This is a genomic window from Burkholderia sp. Bp9012, from assembly GCF_003853825.1.
GTDB lineage: Bacteria > Pseudomonadota > Gammaproteobacteria > Burkholderiales > Burkholderiaceae > Burkholderia > Burkholderia diffusa.
Genome location: NZ_QTQA01000049.1, coordinates 1 through 25,739, shown reverse-complemented (window position 1 = coordinate 25,739; position 25,739 = coordinate 1). Strand labels below are relative to the sequence as shown.

Annotated in this window: 16 protein-coding genes and 3 pseudogenes; 14 read left to right on the top strand and 5 right to left on the bottom strand. The window is 63.6% G+C overall.

The annotated features are described in order from the left end of the window. From DIE11_RS35095 to DIE11_RS35080, 5 genes are all read left to right on the top strand, one after another. The coding region (locus DIE11_RS35095) for an RHS repeat-associated core domain-containing protein (RefSeq protein ID WP_148093065.1) at positions 1–2,691 on the top strand (2,691 nt) is incomplete at its 5' end. A gap of 1,812 nt (positions 2,692–4,503) precedes the next feature. After that, entirely contained in the window at positions 4,504–5,241 is a 738-nt protein-coding gene (locus DIE11_RS37465; protein WP_311767604.1) for an RHS repeat-associated core domain-containing protein, read from the top strand. Positions 5,242–5,690: 449 nt separating this feature from the next. Next, positions 5,691–5,891 (top strand): hypothetical protein, encoded by a 201-nt coding sequence (locus DIE11_RS36640; protein WP_185633872.1) that lies wholly within the window; start codon positions 5,691–5,693, stop codon positions 5,889–5,891. A gap of 511 nt (positions 5,892–6,402) precedes the next feature. Continuing rightward, the gene (locus DIE11_RS35085; protein WP_124629779.1) at positions 6,403–6,672 is read left to right on the top strand and encodes a MoaD/ThiS family protein; all 270 of its coding nucleotides are present in this window, start codon (positions 6,403–6,405) and stop codon (positions 6,670–6,672) included. 56 nt (positions 6,673–6,728) lie between these two features. Next, entirely contained in the window at positions 6,729–7,877 is a 1,149-nt protein-coding gene (locus tag DIE11_RS35080) for an exo-alpha-sialidase (protein ID WP_124629777.1), read from the top strand. Between the two features lie 49 nt (positions 7,878–7,926). Here the strand turns inward: DIE11_RS35080 and DIE11_RS35075 are convergent, their stop codons facing one another. Continuing rightward, positions 7,927–8,850 carry a LysR substrate-binding domain-containing protein gene (locus DIE11_RS35075; protein ID WP_124629776.1) on the bottom strand — a complete coding sequence of 308 codons (924 nt, stop codon included), beginning with the start codon at positions 8,848–8,850 and terminating at the stop codon, positions 7,927–7,929. Positions 8,851–9,008: 158 nt separating this feature from the next. On the opposite strand from DIE11_RS35075, the gene DIE11_RS35070 reads away from it, so the two are divergent. Continuing rightward, the gene (locus DIE11_RS35070) at positions 9,009–9,434 is read left to right on the top strand and encodes a PACE efflux transporter (protein ID WP_124629775.1); all 426 of its coding nucleotides are present in this window, start codon (positions 9,009–9,011) and stop codon (positions 9,432–9,434) included. A 136-nt stretch (positions 9,435–9,570) separates the two neighbouring features. On the opposite strand, the gene DIE11_RS35065 is transcribed toward DIE11_RS35070, so the two are convergent. The 4 genes and pseudogenes from DIE11_RS35065 to DIE11_RS35050 form a co-directional block, all read right to left on the bottom strand. Next, positions 9,571–10,518, bottom strand: a complete 948-nt coding sequence (locus DIE11_RS35065) for a choline ABC transporter substrate-binding protein (RefSeq protein WP_059534053.1) — start codon at positions 10,516–10,518, stop codon at positions 9,571–9,573. A 110-nt stretch (positions 10,519–10,628) separates the two neighbouring features. After that, positions 10,629–11,630, bottom strand: a complete 1,002-nt coding sequence (locus DIE11_RS35060) for a GlxA family transcriptional regulator (protein ID WP_124629774.1) — start codon at positions 11,628–11,630, stop codon at positions 10,629–10,631. A 114-nt stretch (positions 11,631–11,744) separates the two neighbouring features. After that, entirely contained in the window at positions 11,745–12,641 is an 897-nt protein-coding gene (gene choW, locus DIE11_RS35055; protein ID WP_059819594.1) for a choline ABC transporter permease subunit, read from the bottom strand. Then, a pseudogene (locus tag DIE11_RS35050) lies at positions 12,634–13,925 on the bottom strand (glycine betaine/L-proline ABC transporter ATP-binding protein); the annotation flags it as partial. The gene choW and the pseudogene DIE11_RS35050, both read right to left, overlap by 8 nt. A 476-nt stretch (positions 13,926–14,401) precedes the next feature. On the opposite strand from DIE11_RS35050, the gene DIE11_RS35040 reads away from it, so the two are divergent. The 8 genes and pseudogenes from DIE11_RS35040 to DIE11_RS35005 all read left to right on the top strand — a co-directional run. Further along, complete coding sequence (locus tag DIE11_RS35040; RefSeq protein ID WP_124629773.1) at positions 14,402–17,800, top strand: DUF2339 domain-containing protein; 3,399 nt, start codon at positions 14,402–14,404, stop codon at positions 17,798–17,800. Next, positions 17,797–19,146, top strand: a complete 1,350-nt coding sequence (locus DIE11_RS35035; protein WP_124629772.1) for a DUF3999 domain-containing protein — start codon at positions 17,797–17,799, stop codon at positions 19,144–19,146. Before DIE11_RS35040 ends, DIE11_RS35035 begins: the two co-directional genes overlap by 4 nt. A 299-nt stretch (positions 19,147–19,445) precedes the next feature. Next, entirely contained in the window at positions 19,446–19,751 is a 306-nt protein-coding gene (locus DIE11_RS35030; protein ID WP_059598866.1) for an NIPSNAP family protein, read from the top strand. 311 nt (positions 19,752–20,062) lie between these two features. Further along, positions 20,063–20,713 (top strand): NADPH-dependent FMN reductase, encoded by a 651-nt coding sequence (locus DIE11_RS35020; RefSeq protein WP_124629771.1) that lies wholly within the window; start codon positions 20,063–20,065, stop codon positions 20,711–20,713. A 225-nt stretch (positions 20,714–20,938) separates the two neighbouring features. Beyond that, positions 20,939–21,157 (top strand): hypothetical protein, encoded by a 219-nt coding sequence (locus DIE11_RS35015; RefSeq protein ID WP_006749916.1) that lies wholly within the window; start codon positions 20,939–20,941, stop codon positions 21,155–21,157. Between the two features lie 82 nt (positions 21,158–21,239). After that, the gene (locus DIE11_RS35010; RefSeq protein ID WP_124629770.1) at positions 21,240–22,142 is read left to right on the top strand and encodes a ferritin-like domain-containing protein; all 903 of its coding nucleotides are present in this window, start codon (positions 21,240–21,242) and stop codon (positions 22,140–22,142) included. 1,066 nt (positions 22,143–23,208) lie between these two features. After that, positions 23,209–23,295: pseudogene (locus DIE11_RS37600) on the top strand (ESPR domain-containing protein); the annotation flags it as partial. 36 nt (positions 23,296–23,331) lie between these two features. Continuing rightward, a pseudogene (locus DIE11_RS35005) lies at positions 23,332–25,739 on the top strand (beta strand repeat-containing protein); the annotation flags it as partial.

The following is a 25,739-nucleotide window of genomic DNA, read 5'->3' as shown; positions in this document are numbered from 1 at the left end:
GAGAACGGCAACCTGCTGGAGCACATCCGTGCGGACGGCACCACCGTGCATTACGCGTGGGATAGCAAAGACCAGCTCATCAAGATCAGCGACGCCGAGGGCGGCCTCTGGCTGCGCGACTACGATACCCGCGGCCGCCTGACGGAGGTCATCGACCCGCTGGGCAACAAGACGGAGTATGCGTACAACTTGATGGGGTTGCCGATCGGCATCATCGATGCCAGCGGCAAGACCAGGCAGCTCGAGTACAACAGCAGCGGCCAGCTCATTCGCTACGTGGACTGCTCGGCCAAGGCCAGCGAATGGGCCTACGACGCGCACGGCCAGCTTGCGCAGTTCACCGACGCGGCGGGCCAGGTCACCCGCTACCGCCACGAGGCCGGCCAGCTCGCCGCCATCCGCTACCCGGACGATACCGCAGAACACTTCGAGCGCGACGCCGAAGGCCGGCTGCTAACCCACATCGATGCGCTGGGTCGGCGCACTGAATGGGACTACACCGAGGCCGGCCTGCTGGCCAAACGCGTGGACGCCGCCGGCCAGTCCCTGCGCTATCAGTGGGACAAGCTCGGCCAGCTCACCGCGCTGCGCAACGAGAACGGCCGCGATGCCGAGTTCCACTACGACCCGGTGGGCCGTCTGCTGGCGGAAACCGGCTTCGACGGTGCCATCACGCGCTACGAGTACGAGGAGGCGACCGGCAAACTGGCGCGCGCCATCGACGGGCAGCGCATCACCGCCTACGCCTTCGACCCGATGGGTCGCCTCACCGAGCGGCGCGCCGCGCTGCAAACCGGCGACGCGAGTCCGCGCGAGCAGGACTGGCAGATCGAACGCTTTGCCTACGACCTCAACGGCAACCTGGCACTGGCCAGCAACGCCGACAGCCGCCTGCAATGGTTCCACGACCCGGCCGGCAACCTGGTGCGCGAGCACCAGCACTACACCCGCCTGGGCCAGCCGCTGGTCGGGGTGTGGCAGCACGAATACGATGCGCTCAACCAGCGTATTGCCACCGTGCGCCCGGACGGCCACCGCGTCAGCTGGCTCACCTACGGCAGCGGCCACCTGCTGGCGCTGCAGCTCGATGAGCGCGAGTTGGTCAGCTATGAGCGCGACGACCTGCATCGCGAAGTCGCGCGCCTGCAAGGCAACCGGCTGCTGCAAACGCAGCAGTGGGACGCCATGGGACGCTTGAGGGAGCAGGTGTTGGCGCGCGACACGCCTGCGCCCACACACACCGCAGGTGGCAACCGCCTGCTGGTGCGTCGCTACCGCTACGACGCCAGCGGCCAGCTCACCGACATCAACGACACGCGGCGCGGGCAGCTCGCCTACCGCTACGACCCGGTGGGCCGCTTGCTCGAAGCGCAAAGCCGGCTCGGTCATGAGACGTTTGACTTCGACCCGGCGAGCAACCTCATCGACCCGGCCGAGCAGCGCGAAGCCGAGCGCCAGCGCATGCCGCGCATCAAGGCGCTGGACAACCTGCTCAAGCAATACGCCGGCACCCACTATCAGTACGATGCGCGCGGCAACCTCACCCAGCGCTGGCACAACGGCAAGGAAGGCCGTTTTACCTGGGATCTGTTCGACCGCCTCACGCACTACGAAGACGAGCGCCTGAAGGTCGACTACACCTACGACGCCCTCGGCCGGCGTCTGTCCAAGCACAGTCAGGCGTACTACGAGGAAAGAAGGGAAGCGGGGCCACACTGGAACCGCGCCGAGCGTGTGAAACGCAACCGCGCGCTGCAATGCGGCTTCACGCTATACGGCTGGGACGGCGACACGCTGGCCTGGGAAAGCAAGATTGCCGACGAGGATGGCTTCGGTGCGCGCACCACACACTATGTGTACGAGCCCGGCAGCTTTGTGCCGGTGGCGCAGGCGGTGCGCGACGACGCCATCGAATTGCTGGACCAGCCCGAGTATGGCGATTACTACCGGCAGGATGAAGACCCGCTGTGGGGCGCGCCGCCGCCCGCACCAGCCATCGACAGCCTGGCGTGGTACCAGTGCGATCACCTTGGCACGCCGCAGGAGCTGACTGATGAGCACAGCGAGATTGCGTGGAGCGCGGAGTACCGCGCGTGGGGTGTCGCGCAGGAGGCGATCCGCAAGGCGTCGGGGAAGGCACCGATCGCCAACCCCATCCGCTTCCAGGGGCAGTACCATGACCACGAGTCGGGGCTGCATTACAACCGATATCGGCATTACGATCCGGAGGTGGCGCGGTATATCAGCCCGGATCCAATTAGCTTACGAGGCGGGCTCAATCTATACGCATACGGGCAAAGTAATCCTGTCACGCGAGTCGATCCACTCGGTCTTCAGGCGAGGGGGCCAGTTCTCCTCGGGATGGGACATCTATACAGAGCTGATGCGACGCCGCCGAGACCTGCGCTTGCTCACCATCCTCAAGCAAGACTTCTACTGAACGATATTTCCAACAATCCAATTCCAGCAAATGTACTACCCGGTGTTTGGCCTGGAGTGAATGTCCCGGTAGCTGCTCCGCAATTCTATTGTTCCGCGGGCTACTATGGCGATGATCCTCTTTCGGATCTTAGGCCGACGGATGATTCCGGCCTTACTTGCAAGGCACGTCCCAAACATTACAATCAATCGTATTCTGTATTTGGAGATAATTCCCGTAAATTTACGTGCACCGCACTGGGAGGACTGTAATGCCGCGCATCGTAAGGTTAAATTTATTTACTACTTTTTTGACGCTTTCATTTATTTTCTTTATCGCAATGTGCGGGCAACAAACTTACCAGGAAAAATGGCATAATTGCGTTGAAAGATGCAAAAAGATAGGCATGTTTGGGAAATTAGAGCCAACCCACCCCCAATACGGAAGAAATATTTCAAATAGCCTTGAATGCCGCTGTTACTAACCACACGACAAAACAAGAAGATGCATCTACAACCGCCATCGCCATTTTATCCTCCAACGCGACAGACCAACATCGCAAGATCAGATCAAATTGAATATCAGCATAATCTCATATGCCAATATCAAAAAACCTGACACCCGAATTGATCTACTCGGTTTACAGAAAACTGGGCAGCGCCACACGGAATGGGCAATCTGCATTATAACGATACCCGCAAATCCATCAATACCATAAAACTCTACCGACGGAAGCGCATTGGGAGAGATATCCAATTTCCATTGGCCCCTTCAGCAAGTCCTCGGCGAATGGGTCGGCGTAAACATGGCATGGACGATGCCTGAATCATATTGCACCGAGGGCTACTATGGAGATGATCCGTTAGAAGATCTTCGCGCAGCTGATAATTATTGATTTAGCCAAAAAGATAAACCCAAAAAGAACGATCAATTTTTTCATCGAATAGAAAAATATAATAAAATTTACCTGCAAAAAAGCAAAAGCTTTCACAAATCAAACTCATGAAAAATTATATCAAGATTATTTTGTATACGGGCTTATCTTTGTTGGTTATGGTATTTGTCGCGACAAAATGCGGCATGCCAAGCTTTCAGGATGTCAGACAGCGATGCATGGATGATTGTGGCAAGCGCGGAATGTTTGGTCGCTTGAATGCTCCTGCTAGTTATTCTCCGCGACATACTGCCCTTAACTATGAGTGCAAATGCTATTAAATTCCACATTAAATTAGCTTACCCAGGATTGCCCGGCGCACTTGTGAAAGAACGCAGGACCACAGTGAGCTGCCCCCGTGACGTTGGACAGGTAAATTGGGCCGCCACGCTCCTCCGTCGGTGGCGTCAACGAGAAACCCCACCCTGGCGGCGTACTTAACTATGTTACAGATCCTCCCTTCGCATCCAACGCACTTCCTCCAGGACAATGGATGGGGAAGGGGCACTTCCCTTGACAGGAGCCACATAGATACTTCCCTTCAAGATATCACGAGGGTGACGCATTTCAGAATGACAAGGCAATCGATGATTAAAATTTTATACTCCCAAAAAAATACAACATTTAAAACGGGAATTTTCAACGAGAGGCACGGACAAGAGGGAATTCATTTCACGAGAAAGACATTGAAATGAAACGAATGGCGAAGATTTTTTTATATGTTCTTCTTTTTGCTTTGGCGGTGCTGTTTGTCCTGGCAAAATTTAGCGAACCAAACATAAATGAGCGAGAGGGTCAATGCCTCAAGGCTTGTGGCGACCGCGGCATGTTTGGGATCTTGGAGGCACCGTTTCCAAATTCGACTAGGAACACCGTCGCAAATTACACGTGTAAGTGTTATTGAGTATGATCATGGCCGATGGAGGCTTACAGAAGCTGCGGGAGACTGCCGTCAAGAGCGCATGCCTGCTGGAAGTACGGGTGGGATGGCGACACGCTGGCGTGGGAAAGCAAGATCGCCGACGAGGACGGCTTCGGCGCACGCACTACGTCTACGAGCCCAGCAGCTTTGTGCCGGCGGAGCAGGCGGTGCGCGAGGAAGCCATCGAATTGCTCGACCAGCCCGAGTACGGCGATTACTACCGGCAGGATGAAGACCCGCTATGGCTGCCCTGCCGCCGCCGCCCGCACCAGCCATCAACAACCTGGCGTGGTACCACTCGGCACGCCGCAGGAACTGACGGACGAGCGCAGCGAGATTGCATGGAGCGCGGAGTACCGTGCCTGGGGTGTTGTGCAGGAGGCAATCAGAAAGGCGTCGGGGAAGGCACTGATCGCCAATCCCATCCGCTTCCAGGGGCAGTACCATGACCATGAGTCGGGGCTGCATTACAACCGGTATCGGTACTACGATCCACAGGTGGGGCGGTACATCACACAGGATCCGATTGAGCTGGCCGGTGGCCTGAACGTCTATCAGTACGCATGGAATCCGATAAGCTGGATTGACCCGCTTGGACTTCAGACCGGCCCCGTATTACTCGGGATGGGGAACCTTTATCGCGCGCGTGCGCAGCCACCGCTGCCAACTCTTTCAAGCAACACGTCGATCAAAGGTATCTATGGTGACGTCTCCAACCTCGCGTTCCCTTCTCCCGTCCTTCCAGGGGAATGGGTCGGAGTTAACGTACAGTGGAGTATGCCAACCATCAAACAATATTGTGCGAAGGGATATTTTGGCGACACGCCGCTAGGGATGACTGACAATTCAGGTAGGCAATGCAGACGTCAACCGGATTTTCAAACTCAAAGCATCGTTCCAGAAGGTTGGTCTGATCGTCGCAAATTTACTTGCACGGAGTGGGTTCCGTATGACTCGGCTATTTAAGGATCCTGTATTTTTGATGGTTGCAACCATCGCCACCTCTTGTTTTATTGCAACTTTAGGGACAACTTCGAATCAGGAAACATACAATGAAAAACTGAGACGGTGTGCCGGCATGTGCAAGGAATCAAATCGCTTTGGTCGACTGATTGAGCCCAAGCCGGCTTCTCCGAAATATACGATAGTAGACTACAAATGTGAGTGCCATTAATTAATGATCAAGGGCCGCAGTTGCGCCTCCTTGTAGTTATCGCGGTCGACTGGAATCGGGAGTGATGGCGATCTGCTCCGCCTGCATCACTGCTGGCGCGATCTGCACGACCGGGATGGTGAGTTTCCCGGGTTCGATGTGAACGTGGAACGGTGACGATCCTCTTTCTGATCTTAGGTTAACCGGTGATTCGGGGCTCACTTGCAACGCATGCCCCAAACATTACGATCAATCACATTTTTTGGAGATGATTCTCGCAAACCTACGTTCACAGCGCCGGATGGATTGTGATGAGGCGTATTTCAAGGACAAATTTTATAAATTTTTCTACGGCACCTTCTTTAATATTTTTTATTTCAATGTGCGGACGACCAACTTACCAGGAAAGATGGAATCAATGCATGAAAATCCGCAAAAAGAGAGCGATGCCAGGGAAATTTGAGCCACTTTGCCATTAATATGGTCGAAATATTTCAAATAGCTACGAATGTCGCCGCCGCCAACTCCCCGTCGGATCAAGAAGATGCCTCTTCAACCGCGATCGCCATTATGCCCGCAAAGCGCGCTGACTCATATATAAAAATCCGATCGGATTGAGTGGCAGAATCAATTCCCATGCTTACTTCAGAAAAATCCATTGCCCGAATAGATCCACTCAGGCTTCATAAAATACTGACAGCGGCATTTTGAAAAAGTAATCTGAAGTATCGTGAATCGAATTTTCAGGCTCCTGACGATTTTTCTGATCTTAGGAGCGTTCAGTAGCGCTAGGTGGGTTGAGCGAACCCTTTCACATCAGTGGCTTGAAAAATATGGTCCGATGAGCGCTCCTATTGTTCATCGAGATCCGACACGCCGGCGCACCACGACTACGCGACGTCACCGTTCCGCCGCTGGCGAATCGCCTAAACTACAGACCGTCCCCCCCCGCGCGGCTCCTGCCAGCCACTGCCATGGCCCACCTCTTCTTCGCGGCGTCGATCCAGCGCCACATCGACACGCCCGAGCGCGACGTCGACGCACGGACGCTCGGCGAAGCGCTTGAAACCGTCTTCGGCGAGCAGCCCCGGCTGCGCGGCTATATCGTCGACGACCAGGGTGCGCTGCGAAAGCACCTGTCGGTGTTCATCGACGGCCAGCCGGTACGCGACCGGCAACACTTGTCCGATGCGCTCGGCAATGCCAGCCGCGTCTATGTCGTGCAGGCGCTGTCCGGCGGATAAAGGGACGCATCTCCATCGAAACAAGCGCCCGGCCGGACTTACTGGAGACACCCGACATGAACGATCGACTGCTCGTCGCGACCCGCAAGGGCCTGTTCGTGCTGCACGCCGATGGCAACGGCGGCTGGTCGCTCGGCGAGCCACACTTCATCGGCGAACCCGTCAGCATGGCGCTGGCCGACCCGCGCGACGGCACGCTGTATGCGGCGCTCAATCTCGGCCATTTTGGCGTCAAGCTGCATCGCCGGCGCGCCGGTGCCGCCGCTTGGGAAGAATGTGCAGTCCCCGTCTATCCACCGCAGGCCGCCGACGCGCCTCGCGCTAACGCCGACACACACGCAGGTGCCGGCGATTCGGATGACGAAGCGCCTGCCCCGCCGCGCCCACCCTGGACGCTTCAGCAGATCTGGTCGCTCGAAGCAGGCGGCGCCGACGAGCCGGGCGTACTGTGGGCCGGCACGATACCGGGCGGACTGTTCCGCTCCGACGACGGCGGCGATTCGTGGGTGCTCAACCACGCGCTATGGAGCCGCCCGGAGCGCGCCGAGTGGTTCGGCGGTGGCTACGATGCAGCCGGCATCCATTCGGTGATGGTCGATCCGCGCGACAGCCGGCACGTGACGATCGGGATTTCGTGCGGCGGCGTCTGGCAGACCTTCGACGGCGGCGCGACCTGGCGCGTCAGCGCCGACGGCATGGAGGCCGACTACATGCCGCCCGAGCGGCGCGGCGAACCCAACGTGCAGGATCCGCACCGTGTCGTCCAGTGCGCGGCCGCTCCCGATGTGCTGTGGACTCAGCATCACTGCGCGATCTTCCGCTCGACCGACGGCGCAGCGCACTGGCAGCGGATCGAAGCGCAGCCGTCGAGCTTCGGCTTCGCGGTCGCCGTGCATCCGGCAGATCCCGACACCGCATGGTTCGTACCGGCGGTGAAGGATGCGTGCCGGATTCCGGTGAACGGCCGGTTCGTCGTCACGCGCACGCGCGACGGCGGCCGCAGCTTCGAGAGCCTGTCGAACGGGCTGCCGCCCGCGCCGGCCTACGACCTCGTGTATCGGCACGGGCTTGCGGTGGACGACTCCGGCACGCGTCTCGCGATGGCGTCGACGACGGGAGGGTTATGGACGTCCGGCGACGGCGGTGAAAACTGGCGGCAGGTCTCCGCGCATTTGCCGCCGGTGTATTGCGTGCGTTTCGGGTAACGAAGGACCCGAACGCCTCACAACGGAATGCAGGCGCCGGACCGTTGCTTCACATTCGCGGCGCGATTCGGGCCACCGCCCCACGCGTGCGCGCGATCTCCGCTTCGAGCCACTCGAGAAACCGCCTGACCTGCGGCTCGCGTTCCCGCCCGGGCCGGCATAGCGCGACGAAGCGTGCGCCGGCGAGCCGCACCGACGGCTCGATCGGCATCAACGCGCCGCGCTCGACGTGCTCGGCGACCAGCACGGAACTGAGCAGCCCGACACCCTGCCCGTGCAATACCGCCTGCAACGCGTAATGCTCGTCGTCATAGTGACGGAACACCGCGCGTTCGAGCCACACGTCCCGGCCCGCCGCACGACACCACGAGGTCCAATCGATCGACACCGGCAGCGGCGTATCCCACACGGTCTCGATCAAATCGAGGCGCTCATCCGAACGATGCGCATCGAACCCGGTAGCCGCATACGCACCAAAATACTCGTCGATCAGCGCAATTTCGTGCAGTGCCGGAAACGTGCGCGACGTCGCGCGAATCGCGAGATCGATTCGCGCGTCGCGTTCGAGGTCGGCGAGCGTGTTGCCGGTTTCGACCTTGATGTTCAATTGCGGATCGACCTGCCGAAACCGGCCGAGGCGCGGAATTAGCCACATCGCTGCAAACGCCGGCGTAGTCGTCAGCACGAGCGTGCGCTCATCGGCCGCTTCGGGCCGCACCGCGTCGAGCCCGCGACTCAGCGCAAGCAGTGCATCGTGACTCGTGCGAAACAGGCGCTCGCCCTCCTCCGTGAGCCGCACGCCGCTCGCGCCACGTTCGAACAGCAGCACGCCGATCCGGCTTTCGAGCGACTTGATCTGATGCGACACGGCCGCGGGCGTCACGGACAACTCGTCCGCCGCAGCCTTGAACGAGCCGAGCCGTGCCGACGACTCGAATACACGCAATGCGGTCAGGGGAATTTTCGAGAACACGGGGCCTCGCGGGCCGGATCCGGCCGGGTTGAATTCGATTCAATCCGGGTGAGATTAGGTGAATTGAAGCGCTCGTGCAACGCACGTAGCCTTGCGGGACGTCGTGGCACCGAGCCGCGCAAGCAACCGTCGAGTCACCGTCGAACCGGAGAAACAACGTGCAAGGCCTACCGCGCAGGATCACGCAGGCAGTGCTCTACGAAGCGATCGCCATTTCCTGCATCTCGCCTGCGATCGCGGCGATCTTCAAGCAGGGCCTCGTCTATTCGGGCGCGCTGTCCACAACGATGTCCGCGATCGCGCTGCTGTGGAACATGATCTTCAACGCGCTGTTCGAGCGCTGGGAAGCGTCGCGCCGGCGGCCGAGGCGCACGCTCGCGCGGCGAATCCTGCATGCGACCGGATTCGAGGGCGGGCTGATCTTCATTCTCGTGCCGGTCGTGTCGTGGTGGCTCGACATCTCGTGGTTCGACGCGTTCGTCGTCGACATCGGGCTGTTCGCGTTCTTCTTCTGCTACGCGTTCGTGTTCCAGTGGGCATTCGATCGCGTGTTCGACGTGCCGGCGGCGACGAAGGAATCGTGACGTTCGTTCGCGGCCCGGCGCTTCGCCGATCGGCTCCAGGCCCGAAAACAACGCGGCTCGCCCGCGCGATACGGGAGGGCCGCGTTTCATCACGCCGGCGCGCCGCCTTCAGCGAGCGCGCCGTTCGTCTCGTCGCTCAATGCACGCCGAGATACGCCTTCACCGCCGGCAGACCCGGCTTGCCGTCGATCGTCGTCACGCCCGCGAGCCACTTGTCGAGCGCCTGCGGATTCGCCTTCAGGTACTCGGCCGCGGCCTTGTTCGGATCCTCCTTGTTCATGATCGGCACCATCACGTGATTCTCGATCGTCGTCGTGAACTGCAGGTTCGACACGAACTTCGCGACGTTCGGGCAGCGCTGCGCGTAGTCGGGCGGCGTGGCCGTCAGCACCTTCGCTTCGCCGTAGTTCGGGCCGAACACGTCGTCGCCGCCGCTCAGGTAGTCGATCTTCATCTGCACGTTCATCGGATGCGGTTCCCAGCCCAGGAACACGATCCACTGCTTGTCGCGGATCGCGCGATTCACCTCGACCAGCATCCCGGCCTCGCTCGACTCGACCATCTTGAACTTGCCGAGGCCGAACTGGTTGCCGTCGATCATCTTCTTGATCAGCAGATTGCCGTCGTTGCCCGGTTCGATCCCGTAGATCTTGCCGTTGAGCTTGTCCGCGAACTTCTGGATGTCGGCGAACGACTTCAGGCCGCCCTGGTACACGTAGTCGGGCACCGCGAGCGTGTATTTCGCGCCGGTCAGGTTGGGCGTTGCGAGCACCTTGATCGTGCCGGCCTTCGTGAACGGCTGGATGATCGGATCCATCGTCGGCGACCAGTAGCCGAGGAACACGTCAATCTGCTTGCTCTTGATGCCCGCGAACGTGATCGGCACCGACGCGATCGTCTTGGTCGGCGTGTAGCCGAGCCCCTGCAGCATCGTCGATGCAAGACCGGTGGTGGCCGCGATGTCGGACCAGCCGACGTCCGCGAAGCGCACGTTCTTGCATACGGGCGGGTCGGCCGCATAAACCGCCGACATCGGCGCTGCAATCCCGATCCCGCATGCCGCTGCGATCAATAGGCGCTTCATCTGTCTTCTCCTCAAAGTGACGTCGTTTTTCATGGGTGCGGGATCGAGTGTTGAAACCGCGTGCCGAGATCCCGGCGGCGTCGCGGACCGAATGGCTCGCGCGGGTCGCGTCAGCGCCCCGGCAACCGTCGCTCGTAGCTCGGCGCGTGACCGAATTGCGCGCGATACGCCTTGCTGAAATGACACGGCGAATGGAATCCGCACGTCGTCGTCACGCGCGCGATCGATGCGTCGGTCGTGCGCAGCAGGTCGCGCGCGCGCTTCAGACGCAGCGTCAGGTAATAGTGGGTGGGCGACACATTCAGGTAAACCTTGAACATGCGCTGCAGGTGCCGCTGCGAAAGCCGCACGAGCCGCGCGAGTTCCTCGAGCGAAAGCGGCTCCTCGATGTTCGCCTCCATCAGCCGCACGACCTCGATCAGCTCCGCGCGCGAGAAACCGACGCGCGCATCGACGGGAATCGGCTGCGTGTCGGTCGAACTGCGGATGCGCTCCAGGATGAACTGCTCGGACACCTGCGCGGCGAGCTGCTGGCCGAAACGCATGCCGACGAGGTTCAGCATCAGGTCGAGCGGCGCGGTGCCGCCGGTGCAGGTGAGCCGGTCGCGATCGACGACGAACAACTCGTCGGCGAACCCCACCCGCGGAAACTCCGCATGCAGCGCGGACAGGTTCTCCCAGTGCACGGTGCAGCGATAGCCGTCGAGCAGACCGCCCGACATCAGCGCATACGCACCTGTGCAGATGCCGCCCAGCGGCAGCCCGCGCTCGGCGAGCGCGACGAGCGTGTCGCGCGCGCCGTCGTCGACCACGTCGCGGATGCGGATCCCGCCGCACACGATCATCACGTCAGGCAGGTTCGTGTAGTCGAGCGCCTGGGTCGGCCGCACCGCGATGCCGTTGCTGGCATGCACGGGCGCACCGTCGAGCGAATAGATCGACCACTGGTAGTGGTCGGATCTCCCGACGTAGTTCGCCATCCGAAGCACTTCGACAGCGCTCGAGAACGCGATCATCGAGAAATTCGGCAGCGTCAGGAAGCCGAAATGGGCAAGGGACGAAACCGGTGAAACGCAAGCGGCGGGCACGGCGGCAGCGGCGGCGGACGTCACATCGGGCTCCTGGCGAATTGAGCAGGTTGCACGCGGCCAGCCCCGTGGCAAACGCCACGGAAGCCGGTATCGAATCAGGGGAAGCGGCCGGAGGGCGAACCGGCCGCCGGTTGCTTACGCTTGCGCGGGCGTGGCCTTCGCGCGGAACAGTTGCTTCAGGCCCGAGAACAGCGGTGCTTTCACGGTGCCCGGCGCGCGGCCGAAGCTCTCGGTGATACGGTCGAGAATGATCGCGAGCAGCACGACCGACAGACCGCTTTCGAAGCCGAGGCCGATGTCGAGGCGCTGGATACTTGCAAGGACGTCGTTGCCGAGGCCGCCCGCGCCGACCATCGATGCGATGATCACCATCGACAGCGCCATCATGATCGTCTGGTTCACGCCCTGCATGATCGACGGCAGCGCGTTCGGGAACTGGACCTTGTACAGCAACTGCCACGGCGTGCAACCGAATGCCTGGCCGGCTTCGACGATCTCGCGGTTCACGTGACGGATGCCGAGGCTCGTCAGGCGCACGGCCGGCGGCATCGCGAAAATCACCGTCGACAGGATCCCCGGCACGCGGCCGAGACCGAACAGCATCGCGGCCGGAATCAGATACACGAATGCCGGCATCGTCTGCATCAGGTCGAGAATCGGACGCACGATCGCGGCGACCCACTTGCTCTTCGCCGCCCAGATGCCGAGCGGAATGCCGAGCACGAGGCTGACGATCGTCGACGACAGCGTGAGGCCGAGCGTGATGACCGTCTGGTCCCAGAAGCCCGTCGCGAAGATCAGCAGCAGCGACGCGGTGGTGAACAGCGCGAAGCGCCAGCCCACGCGCCACAGACCGACACCGATGAAGATCGCCATCATCAGCCACATCGGGATCGCCTGCAGGCTGTGCTCGACGAATGCGGCGAGGCCCTCGATCGCGCGGCCGATCGTATCGAACGTCGCCGCGTCATGGTCGAGCAAGTAGTGAACGGACTGGTCGACCCAGCTACCGAGCGGAATCATTTCAGACATGGGAGCCTCGCGAGCGCGTGATGGCCTTCAGGATAAGTGCGCGGTCGACCGAGCCGCAGTAGCAGCCGTCGTCATCGACGACGGGCAGTGCATTCGGGCTCGCGACGACGCGCGCGACGACATGTTCGAGCGACGCATCGCGCCGGATGCTTTCGATCGGCCGCACGGACGGCGTGTCCTGACCGATCGCCTCGCGCGTGACGAAGCCGCGGATCTTGCGGGCGGCGTCCAGCACGAACGCGTATTCGGCACTGCCGTTCAGCGTCGCCGCGACGTTCGCGGCATCGCACTTGGACATGGTCGGCACGGCGCCCGTCTGCATCAGGTCGCCCGCCGTCAGATAGCGGCTCGTGTCGATGCCGTCGAAGAACGCGCGCACGTAGTCGTCGGCCGGGTTCGCGATGATGTCCTGCGGCGTGCCGACCTGCACGAGCCTGCCGCCTTCCATGATCGCGATGCGGTTGCCGATGCGCAGCGCCTCTTCCAGATCGTGCGACACGAACATGATCGTGCGGCGCTGTTCCTTCTGCAGTTGCAGCAGCACGTCCTGCATTTCGCGGCGCTTGAGCGGATCGAGTGCGGAGAACGCCTCGTCCATGATCATCAACGACGGATTCACGGCCAGCGCGCGGGCCAGGCCGACGCGCTGCTGCATGCCGCCCGACAGCTCGGACGGCAGCTTGTGCGAGAACGGTGCGAGACCGACCTGCTCGAGCACCTCCATCGCACGGCGTTCGCGTTCCTTCTTGCCGACGCCTGCGACCTCGAGGCCGAACGCGGCATTCGATACCACGGTGCGATGCGGCATCAGCGCGAACGACTGAAACACCATGCTCATGTCCTTGCGGCGCAGCGCCGTCAGGGCGGAGCGGCGTGCCGACGCGACGTCGAGCCCGTCGATCAGCACCTTGCCGGCGCTCGGATCGACCAGCCGGTTCACGAGGCGGATCAGCGTGGATTTGCCGGAGCCGGACAGGCCCATCAGCACGAATATTTCGCCTTCCTGCACGTCGAACGATACGTTGTGCACACCGACGACCTGACCGGTACGCTTGAGCACATCATCTTTCGTCGCGCCGGCAGCGAGCATGTCGAGCGCCTGCTGCGGGTTGCTTCCAAATACCTTGCACAGACCTTCGACCACGACCTTGGGGGCATCCATCGAAACCTTCTCCTCGTGTAGCGGGGACTCACGCATCGCATAGCGTGCCTACATAGTTGCCAGAAAAAACCCCGACCTGCCGACGAATTACGACAAACGCTTGCGCAAATACGACACACCCGGCGGCCCCGCCACGCGGGGCGCGGCGCTCGGCGGCACTCGATTGCGGCGATGCAATACGCGCAAGGCCAATAACGGCGGGCATCTCGAGCATGACTTGTGCGCAGCAGCGCGACGCGCAAGCGGTGTCGTTTTGCATCAACCCGCGGAGGCCGCGCGTCGCTTTGCGACAATTCCACGTCCGATCGGACGACCTCGTCTGCCCCGTTCGTGCGAAACGAATGGTCGTACGAAACCCCGCATCGCGAACGTGCGACAGCCACGATTCGCAGCCCGCCCGCAACCCAGAAAATCCCCCATGGCCATTGTGATACATTGCCGGCAAACACGCTGATCGCGACGTCGCCGCGCGCCTTGGGCGTGGCGCTGCGCCGACGGCGTGCGCATGCCGGTTCGCCTGCCGGCCATACTGAAACAGCCTCGATCGAGCCGCGCGCCGATCGAAGGACGATAACGAAATGAGAGAGGGAGCAAGGCGATGAATTGGGCTTTTGCCGCAATCGGTTTCATCGTGGGCGGTATCGCCGCATTGTTCGGGGATTTCTCTGCCGCCAACGGCACGCTGCTCGGCGCGGCGGTGGGGTTCTGCATCGGTCACGCGCTGCAGCAACGCAAGCGCAAGAGCGGCGGCACGATACCCGACGCATTCGCGATTTACACCAATCCCGCGACACCGCAACCCGCTCCCGTGCCACTCGCGGATCGCGTCGCGCGCCTCGAAGCGACGGTCGACACGCTCACGCGCGAGCTCGATGTGCTGCGCGGTCAACTCGCGGGCGCGAAGGCCGGTGCCGCCACGACCGGCAGCGCCGCGCAAATGCCACCGGCGATGCCCGCCACCGTCACGCCTTCACCCGCCGCAATGCCGCCGCGGCCGTCCGTGCAGCCGGCCGTCGCGCGCGCCGGCGTGACGCCGTCGACGTCCATCCCGGCTCCCGCACCGGCAGTCGCCACGCCAACGAGCGACGCGACCGCCGCTGCCGGCGCGCCGACGCATCCGCCCGCGACGACTTCGCCATCTGCCCCTCCCGCCCCGCCGAAACCCCGCGAACCCGGCATCGCCGAACGCGCGTTCCGCGCCGCGCGCGACTGGCTGCTCGGCGGCAATACGGTCGTGCGCGTCGGCATCATCGTGCTGTTCTTCGGCGTCGCTTTCCTGCTCAAGTACGCGGCCGACAACAACATGCTGCCGATCGAATTCCGCCTGGCCGGCACGGCACTCGCCGCGGCGGCGCTCCTGGCGATCGGCTGGCGCGTGCGTGCGCGCCGCGCGGCATACGGCCTCGTGCTGCAGGGCGGCGGCATCGGCATCCTGTACCTGACGATCTTCGCCGCGACCAAGCTCTACACACTGCTGCCGGTCGGCGCGGCGTTCCCGCTGATGGTCGCGGTGTGCGCGCTGAGCGCGTTCCTCGCGGTGAAGCAGAACGCGCTGCCGCTTGCATTCATGGGCAGTGCGGGCGGCTTTCTCGCGCCGGTGCTGCTGTCGACCGGCCACGGCAGCCATGTCGCGCTGTTCAGCTACTACGCATTGCTGAACGCCGGCATCTTCGCGATCGCATGGTTCAAGGCCTGGCGTCCGCTGAACCTGCTCGGTTTCGTGTTCACGTTCACGATCGGCTCGGCGTGGGGCGTGACGGCATACCGCCCCGCGCTGTTCGCGACCACCGAACCTTTCCTGATCCTGTTCTTCCTGATGTATGTCGGCATCGCGCTGCTGTATGCGGTGAAACGCGAACTGGCGCTGCGCCACTACGTGGACGGCACGCTCGTGTTCGGCACCCCGATCGTCGCGACGGCACTGCAGGCGGCGCTCGTGAAGGACATGCCGTTCGGGCTCGCGTGGAGTTCGGTCGCGCTGTCGGCGTTCTACGTCGCGGTCGCCGCATGGCTCGCGCGGCGCCGCGACCGTCTCGCGTTGCTGTTCGAAGCGATGCTCGCGCTGGCGGTGATCTTCGCGACGCTCGCGGTGCCGCTCGCATTTTCGGGCCCGACGACGAGTGCCGCGTGGGCGATCGAAGGCGCGGCGATCGTGTGGGTCGGCGTGCGCGAGAAACGCCTTGCGCCGTTCGGCTTCGGCCTGCTGATGCAGATCGCCGCAGCCGGCGCATTCTTCACGAGCCTGCTCGGGCCGGCCGACACGAACGCGCTGCCGGTGCTCAACAGCCCGTATATCGCGATGCTGCTGATCGCGCTCGCCGGGCTGTTCACAGGCTGGTGGCTGCACGGGCGCGACGAAGCGCGCGCGTGGCACGCATGGATGCCGGACGTCGGCGCGGCAGCCGCGGCCTGGGGGCTGCTGTGGTGGCTAAGCGGCGGGCTGCACGAGATCCTCGTCTATGCGAGCCGCCACGTCGATCTGCATGCGGACCGCTTCGTCGTCGACGCGACCGCGCTGTTCGCAGCCGGCACCGCATGGCTTGCACACGTCGCGCGCCGCAAGCTCGCGTGGCCGATCGCCGAATGGCCCGCACTCGCGCTGACGCCGGTGCTCGCGCTGCTCGCATTGCGCGCGTTCGATGCGCACGAGGCACCACTGTCTGGAATGGGCGCGTTCGCGTGGCCGATCGCCGTCATCGCATGCTATGCGCTGCTGCTGCGTCAGTCGCGCGGCACGGCGGCGGCTGGCCCGGTCGCGGGCGCGATGGGCACGTCGGCCGTGGCGGCCCTCCCCGCCCCGGTGATCGCGCCGCTGCACACGCTGATGTTCTGGACGTTGTGCGGACTCTTCTCGCTCGAAGGCTTCTGGCGCCTGCGCGCGTTCGTGCCCGAAGGCGCGTGGAGCTGGAGCGCGTGGGCCTACGGCTTCGGCGCGCTGCTTCTGCTGGTTTCGGGCCCCGGCTCCCGCCTGCGCTGGCCCGTCGCCGCGTTCCCGCGTGCGTATCAGGTGTGGGGGGCCGCGCCACTCGCCGCGCTGCTGTGGCTGTGGAGCATCGCCAGCGTGACGAGCGACGGCGATGCGTCGCCGCTGTTCTGGCTGCCGCTGCTCAATCCGCTCGACGTCGCGCAACTGCTGATCTTCGTCGCGTTCGCGACCTGGCTGCGCCGCCTGAAGACGCTCGGTGTCGTCTGGCATCCACTCGCGGCCGACCTGGCGGCGCTCGCGACCGTGTTCCTGTGGTTCAACGCGCTGCTGCTGCGCACGCTGCATCACCGTTTCCACCTCGCCTACGACATCGACGCCGTGCTGTCGTCGTTCGGCATTCAGCAGGTGTTCATGGTCGGCTGGAGTCTGTTCGCGTTCGCCGGCATGTGGCTGACGCACCGCGACGGCATCGCGCGCGTGTGTGCGCTCGCGTCCTTGCCGCTGATCGTCGTGATGTGGGTCTGGACCTTCTACGCGAACTTCACGCAGGACGGCGGCAGCTGGGCGCGCGTCCCGCTGCTCAATCCGCTCGACCTCGTGCTCGTGGTGGTCTATGCGCTCGCCGCGTCGTGGTTCGTGCGCGCGCGCAAGCTCGGCTGGTCGTTCGGCAACTACCGCGTCGAGTTGCTCGGCGCGGCCGGCGCAACGGCCTTCCTGTGGCTGAACGCGATCCTGTTGCGCACGCTGCATCACTGGACCGGCGTGCCGTACGCGTTCGATGCAATGGCGGAATCGACGCTCGTGCAGGCGTCGGTTTCCGTGTACTGGACACTCTGCGCGCTCGCGACGATGATCTGGGCCACGCGCCGCGGGTTGCGTCCGCTGTGGTTCGTCGGCGCCGCGCTGCTCGCGCTCACGGTGATCAAGCTGTTCCTGTTCGACCTGTCGCACGTCACCGGCATCGAACGTATCGTGTCGTTCATCGGTATCGGCATCCTGCTGCTGTTGATCGGCTATTTCTCGCCGCTGCCGCCGAAGGCAGCGGCCCAACGGGACGACCACCAACCATGAAGCGACTCGCAGCCCTGCTCGGCCTGAGCCTGCTGACGTCGTTCGCGGCGGCCGACTCCGCGCCCGGTGCCGAACGCGTTGCCCAACGCTTCTCGCTGGATCTCGACGGCACCGCCGCGTATTACCAGCTGACCGTGCCGCAGGCCGTCTATGCGGCCAGCCGGCGTGACGATCTCGGCGACGTGCGCATCTTCAACGGCAACGGCGAGCCCGTGCCTTACTCGCTCGATGCGCCAGCGGCGGCGGCCGTGCCGCCGTCGCGCACGCCGGTACAGTGGTTCCCGCTGCCGCCGGCGCGCGCCGACGACGGGCACGCACCGCTCGGCGTGTCGGTTGCGCCGGACGGCTCGCTGCGCGCAGCCGTCACCGCGCCGGCGCGCGCGAAGCATGCGGCCGATCTCGTCGACCTGTCGCACGCGGACGGCGAGGTCGACGCACTGCTCGTGCACATCAGCGACGACAGCTACCAGGGGCGTGTCGCAGTCGCGGCGAGCGACGATCTGCGCAGCTGGCGCTCGCTCGGCAGCACGCAATTGCTGAAGGTCGGGCGCGGCGGCGACATGCTGATGCAGGAACGCATCGCGCTCGAAGGCACAGGGCCGCGCTACCTGCAGCTCGACTGGCTCGACGGCGCGCCCTCGATCCGGTCGATCGAGACCGAAACGCGACCGCACGATGCACGCACGGCGGACAGCGCGGCCGTGCCGCGCCAATGGCGCGAAGCCGCGCACGTGCGGGCCGGCAGTGCGCCCGGCGAGTATCTGTTCGACACCGACGGCGCTTATCCGGTCGACCGCGTGCGCATCGACCTTCCACAGCCGAATACGGTTGCGCGCGCAACGCTACAGAGCCGCCCCGACGCGCAAACGCCGTGGCGCGACGTCGCCGGCGGGGTGCTGTTCCGGCTGCAGGGCAAAGGTGGCGAACAGCGCAACCCGCCGCTGGCGTTCGCGTCGAATCCGGATCGCGCGTGGCGAATCGTCGTCGACATGCGCAACGGCGGGCTGGGCGGCGGCCAGCCGTCCGTCGTGGTCGGCTGGCATCCGGCCGCCCTGACGTTCGTCGCGCGCGGCACGCCGCCGTTCACGCTCGGCGTCGGCAATGCGTCGCTGCCTTCGTCGGCCGTGGGCCGCGATGCGCTGCTGGTCGGGATGGCGCCGGAAGTGCGGCCCGCGCGCGTCGGCGCGGCCCTGCCGGTCTCGGCGGCCCCGTCGGAGCCGGCCGCCGATAAGGACGCGATCCGCCGTTATGTGCTGTGGGGGGCGCTGGTCGTTGCGGTCGGCGTGCTCGGCACGATCGCATGGCGCCTCGCGCGCGGCAGCGACACGCACACACGCGACGATTGATACCACGCCGGCACGACGAATCAGGCCGCAGCCGCGCGCCGCGAGGCGTCGCAAGAAGTGGAACGATGGCGCGACGGCGTACATACGCATGCGTTCGGCGCCGTCGGACACGCGGCTGCACTCACCGATCGTTGCGCCCGCAAGCAGTCCGTGACGCGCACGTCGGCGTCGATGCAAGTCGGCACGCGCGAAACCTTGCCCGCGATGCACGAAGCGGGCGCGAGCGCGGCCGGCTCGTCGTTGACACGCCCGGTGACGCGATCCAGACTCGCTGATCCTCAACAGCACCGCGAGCGCCCATGGTCACCTGCTTCCTTCGCTACGTCATCGATCCGTACAAACTCGAGCAGTTCGAAACCTACGGCAAGATGTGGATTCCGCTCGTCGAGCAATTCGGCGGCACGCATCACGGCTACTTCCTGCCTTCCGAAGGTGCCAGCAACATCGCGCTCGCGATGTTCTCGTTCCCGAGCCTCGCCGAATACGAACGCTACCGTGAGCGCTCGAAAACCGATCCCGCCTGCCAGGCCGCGTTCCGGTATGCAGAGGAAACGCGCTGCATCGTCAGCTACGAGCGCAGCTTCTTCCGGCCGGTGTTCGCGTAACGTCGCAAAACGCCCGCGCATCGCACCCCCTTTCCGGCGCCGGACGAAAAAAAGCCCCGCCTGCATCCGCGCGGCGGGGCCAACCCATGTCAGTAGAGACATCATGGAGGAGACGGGCCCATCTTATCGAACGCGGCACGCCGTCCCAACCAAGCATTTCTGCTATCCATCTGCGTCGCCGCGCGGACGTTCGCCCCGCGTGCATGGCATATCGATAGAACGAAAAGTCGTTTTCAGAGTGGCGGCGGGGTCGTTACCATCTGGTTTTAAGCCTGTGCTTAGCCGGGCAAGCCATCCCCTAGGAGCGCCCCTTGACTGCATTCGATCAACACCGCCGCCCGTTCGTGGTCGGCATCGGCGGAACCACCCGAGCCGCGTCGTCGACCGAGCGCGCGCTGTCGTTCGCGCTGCGCGGCGCGCAGGCCGCCGGCGCACGCACGCGACTGTTCGACGGCCCGTTCCTGCATACGCTGCCGCACTACGCCCCCGAACACAAGACGCTGACCGACGCGCAGCGAGAGCTGATCGACACCGTGCGCGAAGCCGACGCGATCATCATCGCGACGCCCGGCTATCACGGCGGCGTGTCCGGCCTCGTGAAGAACGCGCTCGACACGCTCGAGGAACTGCGCGCCGACGAGCGCCCGTACCTCGACGGCCGCGCCGTCGGCCTGATCGTCACGGCCTACGGCTGGCAGGCCGCCGGCACCGTGCTGACGTCGCTGCGTTCAATCGTCCACGCGCTGCGAGGCTGGCCGACCCCGTTCGGCGCCACCGTGAACACGCTCGAAACGCGCTTCGACAGCGCCGACAGTTGCTCGGATCCGAAGGTCGTCGCGCAGCTCGAAACCGTCGGCTCGCAAGCAGCCGAATTCGCGCTCGCGTTCGCGTCGCATCGCGCGGCCGCGCATGCCGCGTCGGTCGACGCGCTCGCCCCCGTGCTGAAGATCGCCAACCAGTAACCCCAGCCTCCCCGCCGCCCGCGCCCGGCCGACGACGTTCGCCGCGCGCGGGCGCGCGTGTCCGGCCGTCCGGCGCGCATCGCGACGTCGTCCCCCATGCTTCATGCCGGCTCGCCGCGCCGATAACGATCCGGCCCGCCACGTGATTTGCATTGGCCGAAAGATTGGTTCACGCGTGCCGCGCGTTTTCGTACGCTGAAAGCCCGAACCTTCCATGCGCACGCCATGAACCGCACGATCCGCTACAAGGGCTACGAAGTCGCCCCCGCTGCCGCCCGGCTGCCGAACGGGCTGTTCGCCGCGAACCTGACGATCGAGAAGGCAAGCGGCGGTCCGTCGCCGCGCGCCGTGTCGTTCGACGCGATCGATTTCTTCTTCGAAGAGGAACACGCGCTGGCGTACGCGTCGCGCTGGGGGCGCCTCTGGGTCGACACGCAGGCCTGAGCGCAGCGCGGGGCGGCTCGAAAATACGCGATTACGAAAGCTATGCAAAAATCTTTCGACTCGTAATCGCATAACAACAGCCATGTCCGACACGCTGCTGAAAGACCATGCAGCGGCAGATCACGCCATGCGCAACTGGACCTTCAAGCACCAGGGTCCGGTCAGGATCGGTTCCGATGCGCACAGGCAGATGTTCTGCCGCATGCTGCTCGATACGCACAACCCGTACAAACCGGCCGTCATCGACTGGCCACCGCTCAAGCCCGACGAACTCAAGCGGCTCACGTCGCTGCCAATCTGGGACATCGCCGTGCAGACCGAAGGCCGCGCGTCGATCCGCGTCGCCACCTTCGCGGCGACCGTCGGCGATCCGCTGTTGCGCCAGGCGCTCGAGATGGACGGCGCCGAGGAGGCACGGCACAAGGTCGTGCTGTCGAAGCTGGTGCAGGCATACGGCATCGAGCTCGCCCCCGAGCCGCCCTATCCGGCACCGAACGACCCCGAGTGGTCGTGGATGGTGACCGGCTTCAGCGAGTGCATCGACAGCTTCTTCGCGTTCGGCCTGTTCCGCTCGGCGCAGCGCTCCGGCTTTTTCCCGCCCGAACTCGTCGACACCTTCGAACCCGTGATCCAGGAGGAAGGCCGGCACATCCTGTTCTTCGTGAACTGGTATGCGTGGTACTGGCGGAGTTTGCCGTGGTGGCGCCGGCCGTGGTTCTTCGCACGGGTTGCGGCCGTGTGGGCGTTCCTGATCCGGGAACGCATCGGCATCGCGCGCGGGATCGATGCGGACGGCGTCGCGCACGACGCGAACTTCCCGGCGACGAGCACCGCCGACATCGGCGATGCGCTCAACCCGCGCGAACTGATCGAACTGTGCCTCAGCGAGAACGACCGGCGGATGGCCGGGTACGACAAACGGCTGCTACGCCCGATGTTCGTGCCGCGCATGGCGCGCCTCGCGCTGCGATTCCTGAGGAAATAAGGCTGCGGCGGCAGGTTTCCGGCGTCACCTTGTCCGGGGCGATTTACTGCATCGCCCGGACCGGGTAGCACAACCGCGACGTGCGGCCGCGACCGCCATCGGCACGGCGGCACACACTGTCGGACGAAAACGAGCCCCCTCCGGTTCGCATCCCGCGTTGGCTGGCGCGACGTCACGCCAGCCAACACCCCCCTCCGCCCGACAGTGCTGATCCGACGCGCTTGCACGTCGTCTTTCCTCCCGCAGCATGTCCGCCCTCGCCAGCAAGTTCGAGTCACCGTGGCTCAAATCTGACGTTTCCTGCTCGCTGCTCCCGTTGCCCTCAACCCGCGGTCTCCGACCGTCGTCGTGGACGATCCGGCACGTCGTCCAATTCGCCTCCGAACCCATCACACGAAATACGTCAATAGGGCAGATTCCACTCGGGAATCCCAATGGCTGAGTCAATGCCTCTGTAGCATTTTTTTACAACTTCGTGGAGCCGGCCGCCGGGGAAGGCCCGCCCCACGGGCGAATGCGTCCGGCGAAATGCGCAAACCAGCATAGCCAGACAATCCTTTCTTCATGTTTTTTTGATTTCCTAGAAAACTCCGTAAATGCAATTTGAAACTCCACCCAAATCTCAAATTAACAAATTAACAAGACTGTCGAATCCATTCGAGCTAGCACCCCATCAATTATTACAACCCCGAAAGGCAAACGTTTGCCGCAAACGTTTGTCGTTTAATTCATCTTACCTTTTGTGTCTTGCGATATGTAACATGACACACACAAATCACGTATCCATTTGATTTATATGGATTTTTTACACAAACCACCGAACCAGGAGGTACCCTTCACTCAACATTCCACGCATTTTCAACTTTCTTACACTCGGATGTATCAAAACGCGATGCATTAACCATTTTTTAACTTTCAAAGCGCTTCATTTTTCACTGTTTGTCAATCTCAAAATACCTCCTCAAATAAACTCCGCCCATCAATTTTGAGATTCGCGCGAGCGCACGGCAAATTCATCTAACGAAAGAGACCGGTGTGTGGCGTGCTTATTTGGAGGTAGTAGGACATGAACCGCACATACCGCTCGATCTGGAACGAAGCTCTTGGCGCCTGGGTCGCAGCATCCGAACACGATTCGGCACGGGGCAAGCCGAACAAGTCCGCCGTCGTAAAGGTCGTGGCAACCGTCGCGCTCGTCGCGGGAGCGGCCGCCGGCAACGTTGCGCACGCGCAGTATTTCGCCGGCGGCGGCACGTCGACGGGCGCCCAGGCAATTGCCATCGGCGGTAACGGGGGCAGCCAGACAACGGCCAGCGGCGCGACCTCGATTGCGATCGGTGCGAATGCGACGGCGTCCGGCAGCTATTCGCAGGCATTCGGCCAGGCCACGACGGCGTCCGGCTCAAGCGCGATCGGCATCGGCTCCGGCGCGAAGGCGCTCAACACGGGCGCGACCGCCGTCGGCAACGACTCGACCGCATCGGGCTCGAGCTCGATCGCGATCGGTGGCGGCAACAGCACGGGCACGGGCGGTGCGGTGGCGGCAGGCACCAACTCGATCGCGCTGGGCCGGTTTTCGAACGTCAACTCGGCGACGACGTCAGGCATCGCAATCGGTTCGAATGCGACCGTCACGTCAGTCGGTACCAACGGCACCGCGCTCGGTTCGGGTGCCACCGCAGCCGGCTCCGGCGCATCCGCCATCGGCAACGGCGCAACGGCGACGGGCACCAACGCGATCGCGCTCGGCGGCACGGCCAACTACGCATCCAGCGTCGCGATCGGTGCAGGCAGCGTGACCGGCGCGGCAGCGCCGACGGGAACGGGCTATCTGACGGGCAGCGCCGCGCCGACGTCGGAAGTGTCGGTCGGCAGCTCGACGGCCCTGCGTCGCATCACGAACGTCGCCGACGGCTCGGCACCGCAGGACGCGGTCACCGTGGCCCAACTCAGCACCGGGATGAGCACGACGACGAGCGCCATCAGCAGCTTGTCGACGTCGGCGTCGACCGGCCTCTCCTCGGCTAATAGCTCGATCAGCTCGCTGTCCACGTCGACTTCGACCGGCATCAACTCGCTGTCCACGGGCCTGAGCTCGACCAACAGCTCGGTTACGTCGCTGTCGTCGTCCACGTCGACCGGCCTCTCGTCGGCAAATAGCTCGATCAGCTCGCTGTCCACGTCGACCTCGACGGGCATCAACTCGTTGTCCACGGGCCTCAGCTCGACCAACAGTTCGGTGGCGTCGCTGTCGACCTCCACGTCGACGGGTCTCTCGTCGGCAACCAGCTCGATCTCGTCGCTCTCCACCTCGACCTCGACGGGCATCAACTCGCTGTCCACGGGCCTGAGCTCGACCAACAGCTCGGTTACGTCGCTGTCGTCGTCCACGTCGACCGGCCTCTCGTCGGCTAATAGCTCGATCAGCTCGCTCTCCACCTCGACTTCGACCGGCATCAACTCGCTGTCCACGGGCCTCAGCACCGTCACGACCAAGACCGACAATCTGGGCAGCAGCACCGCCGCAGCCCTCGGCGGCGGCGCGAGCTACAACCCGGCAACCGGCACGGTTTCCGCTCCGTCGTACACGACGTACAACGCGAACGGCACGACGTCGACCGCCAACAGCGTCGGCTCGGCGATCGACAGCATCAACAACCAGGGCATCAAGTACTTCCACGCGAATTCGACAGCAGCCGACAGCCAGGCGCTCGGCACCGATTCGGTCGCGATCGGCCCGAATGCCATCGCCAACAACGCCGGCGACGTCGCACTCGGCAGCGGCTCCGTCACTGGAGCGCCCAACGCGACGCCGACGGGTACCGTCGGCGGCGTGACCACCACGTTCGCGGGCGGCAATCCGAGCAGCGTGGTGAGCGTCGGCAATGCGAGCACGGGCACCACGCGCCAAATCACCAATGTCGCGGCAGGCCAAATCACGGCGACCAGCACGGACGCGATCAACGGCTCCCAACTCTTCGCGACCAATTCCATCGTGGATTCGCTGTCGACGACGGTGTCGTCGTCCAGCAGCGCGATCTCGTCGCTGTCGACCGGCATCACTTCGTTGTCGACGGGGCTTAGCTCGACCGATAGCTCGGTGGCATCGCTGTCGACTTCCACGTCGACCGGTCTGTCGTCGGCAACCAGCTCCATCAGCTCGCTGTCCACGTCGACGTCGACCGGCATCAGCTCGTTGTCCACGGGCCTCAGCTCGACCGATAGTTCGGTGGCTTCGCTGTCGACTTCCACGTCGACCGGCCTGTCGTCGGCAACCAGCTCGATCAGCTCGCTGTCCACGTCGACCTCGACCGGCATCAGCTCGTTGTCCACGGGCCTCAGCTCGACCGACAGCTCGGTGGCATCGCTGTCGACCTCCACGTCGACCGGCCTGTCGTCGGCAACCAGCTCGATCTCGTCGCTGTCCACGTCGACCTCGACCGGCATCAGCTCGCTGTCCACGGGTCTGAGCTCGACCGACAGCTCGGTGGCTTCGCTCTCGACCTCCACGTCGACCGGCCTCTCGTCGGCAACTAGCTCGATCTCGTCGCTGTCCACGTCGACCTCGACCGGCATCAGCTCGTTGTCCACGGGTCT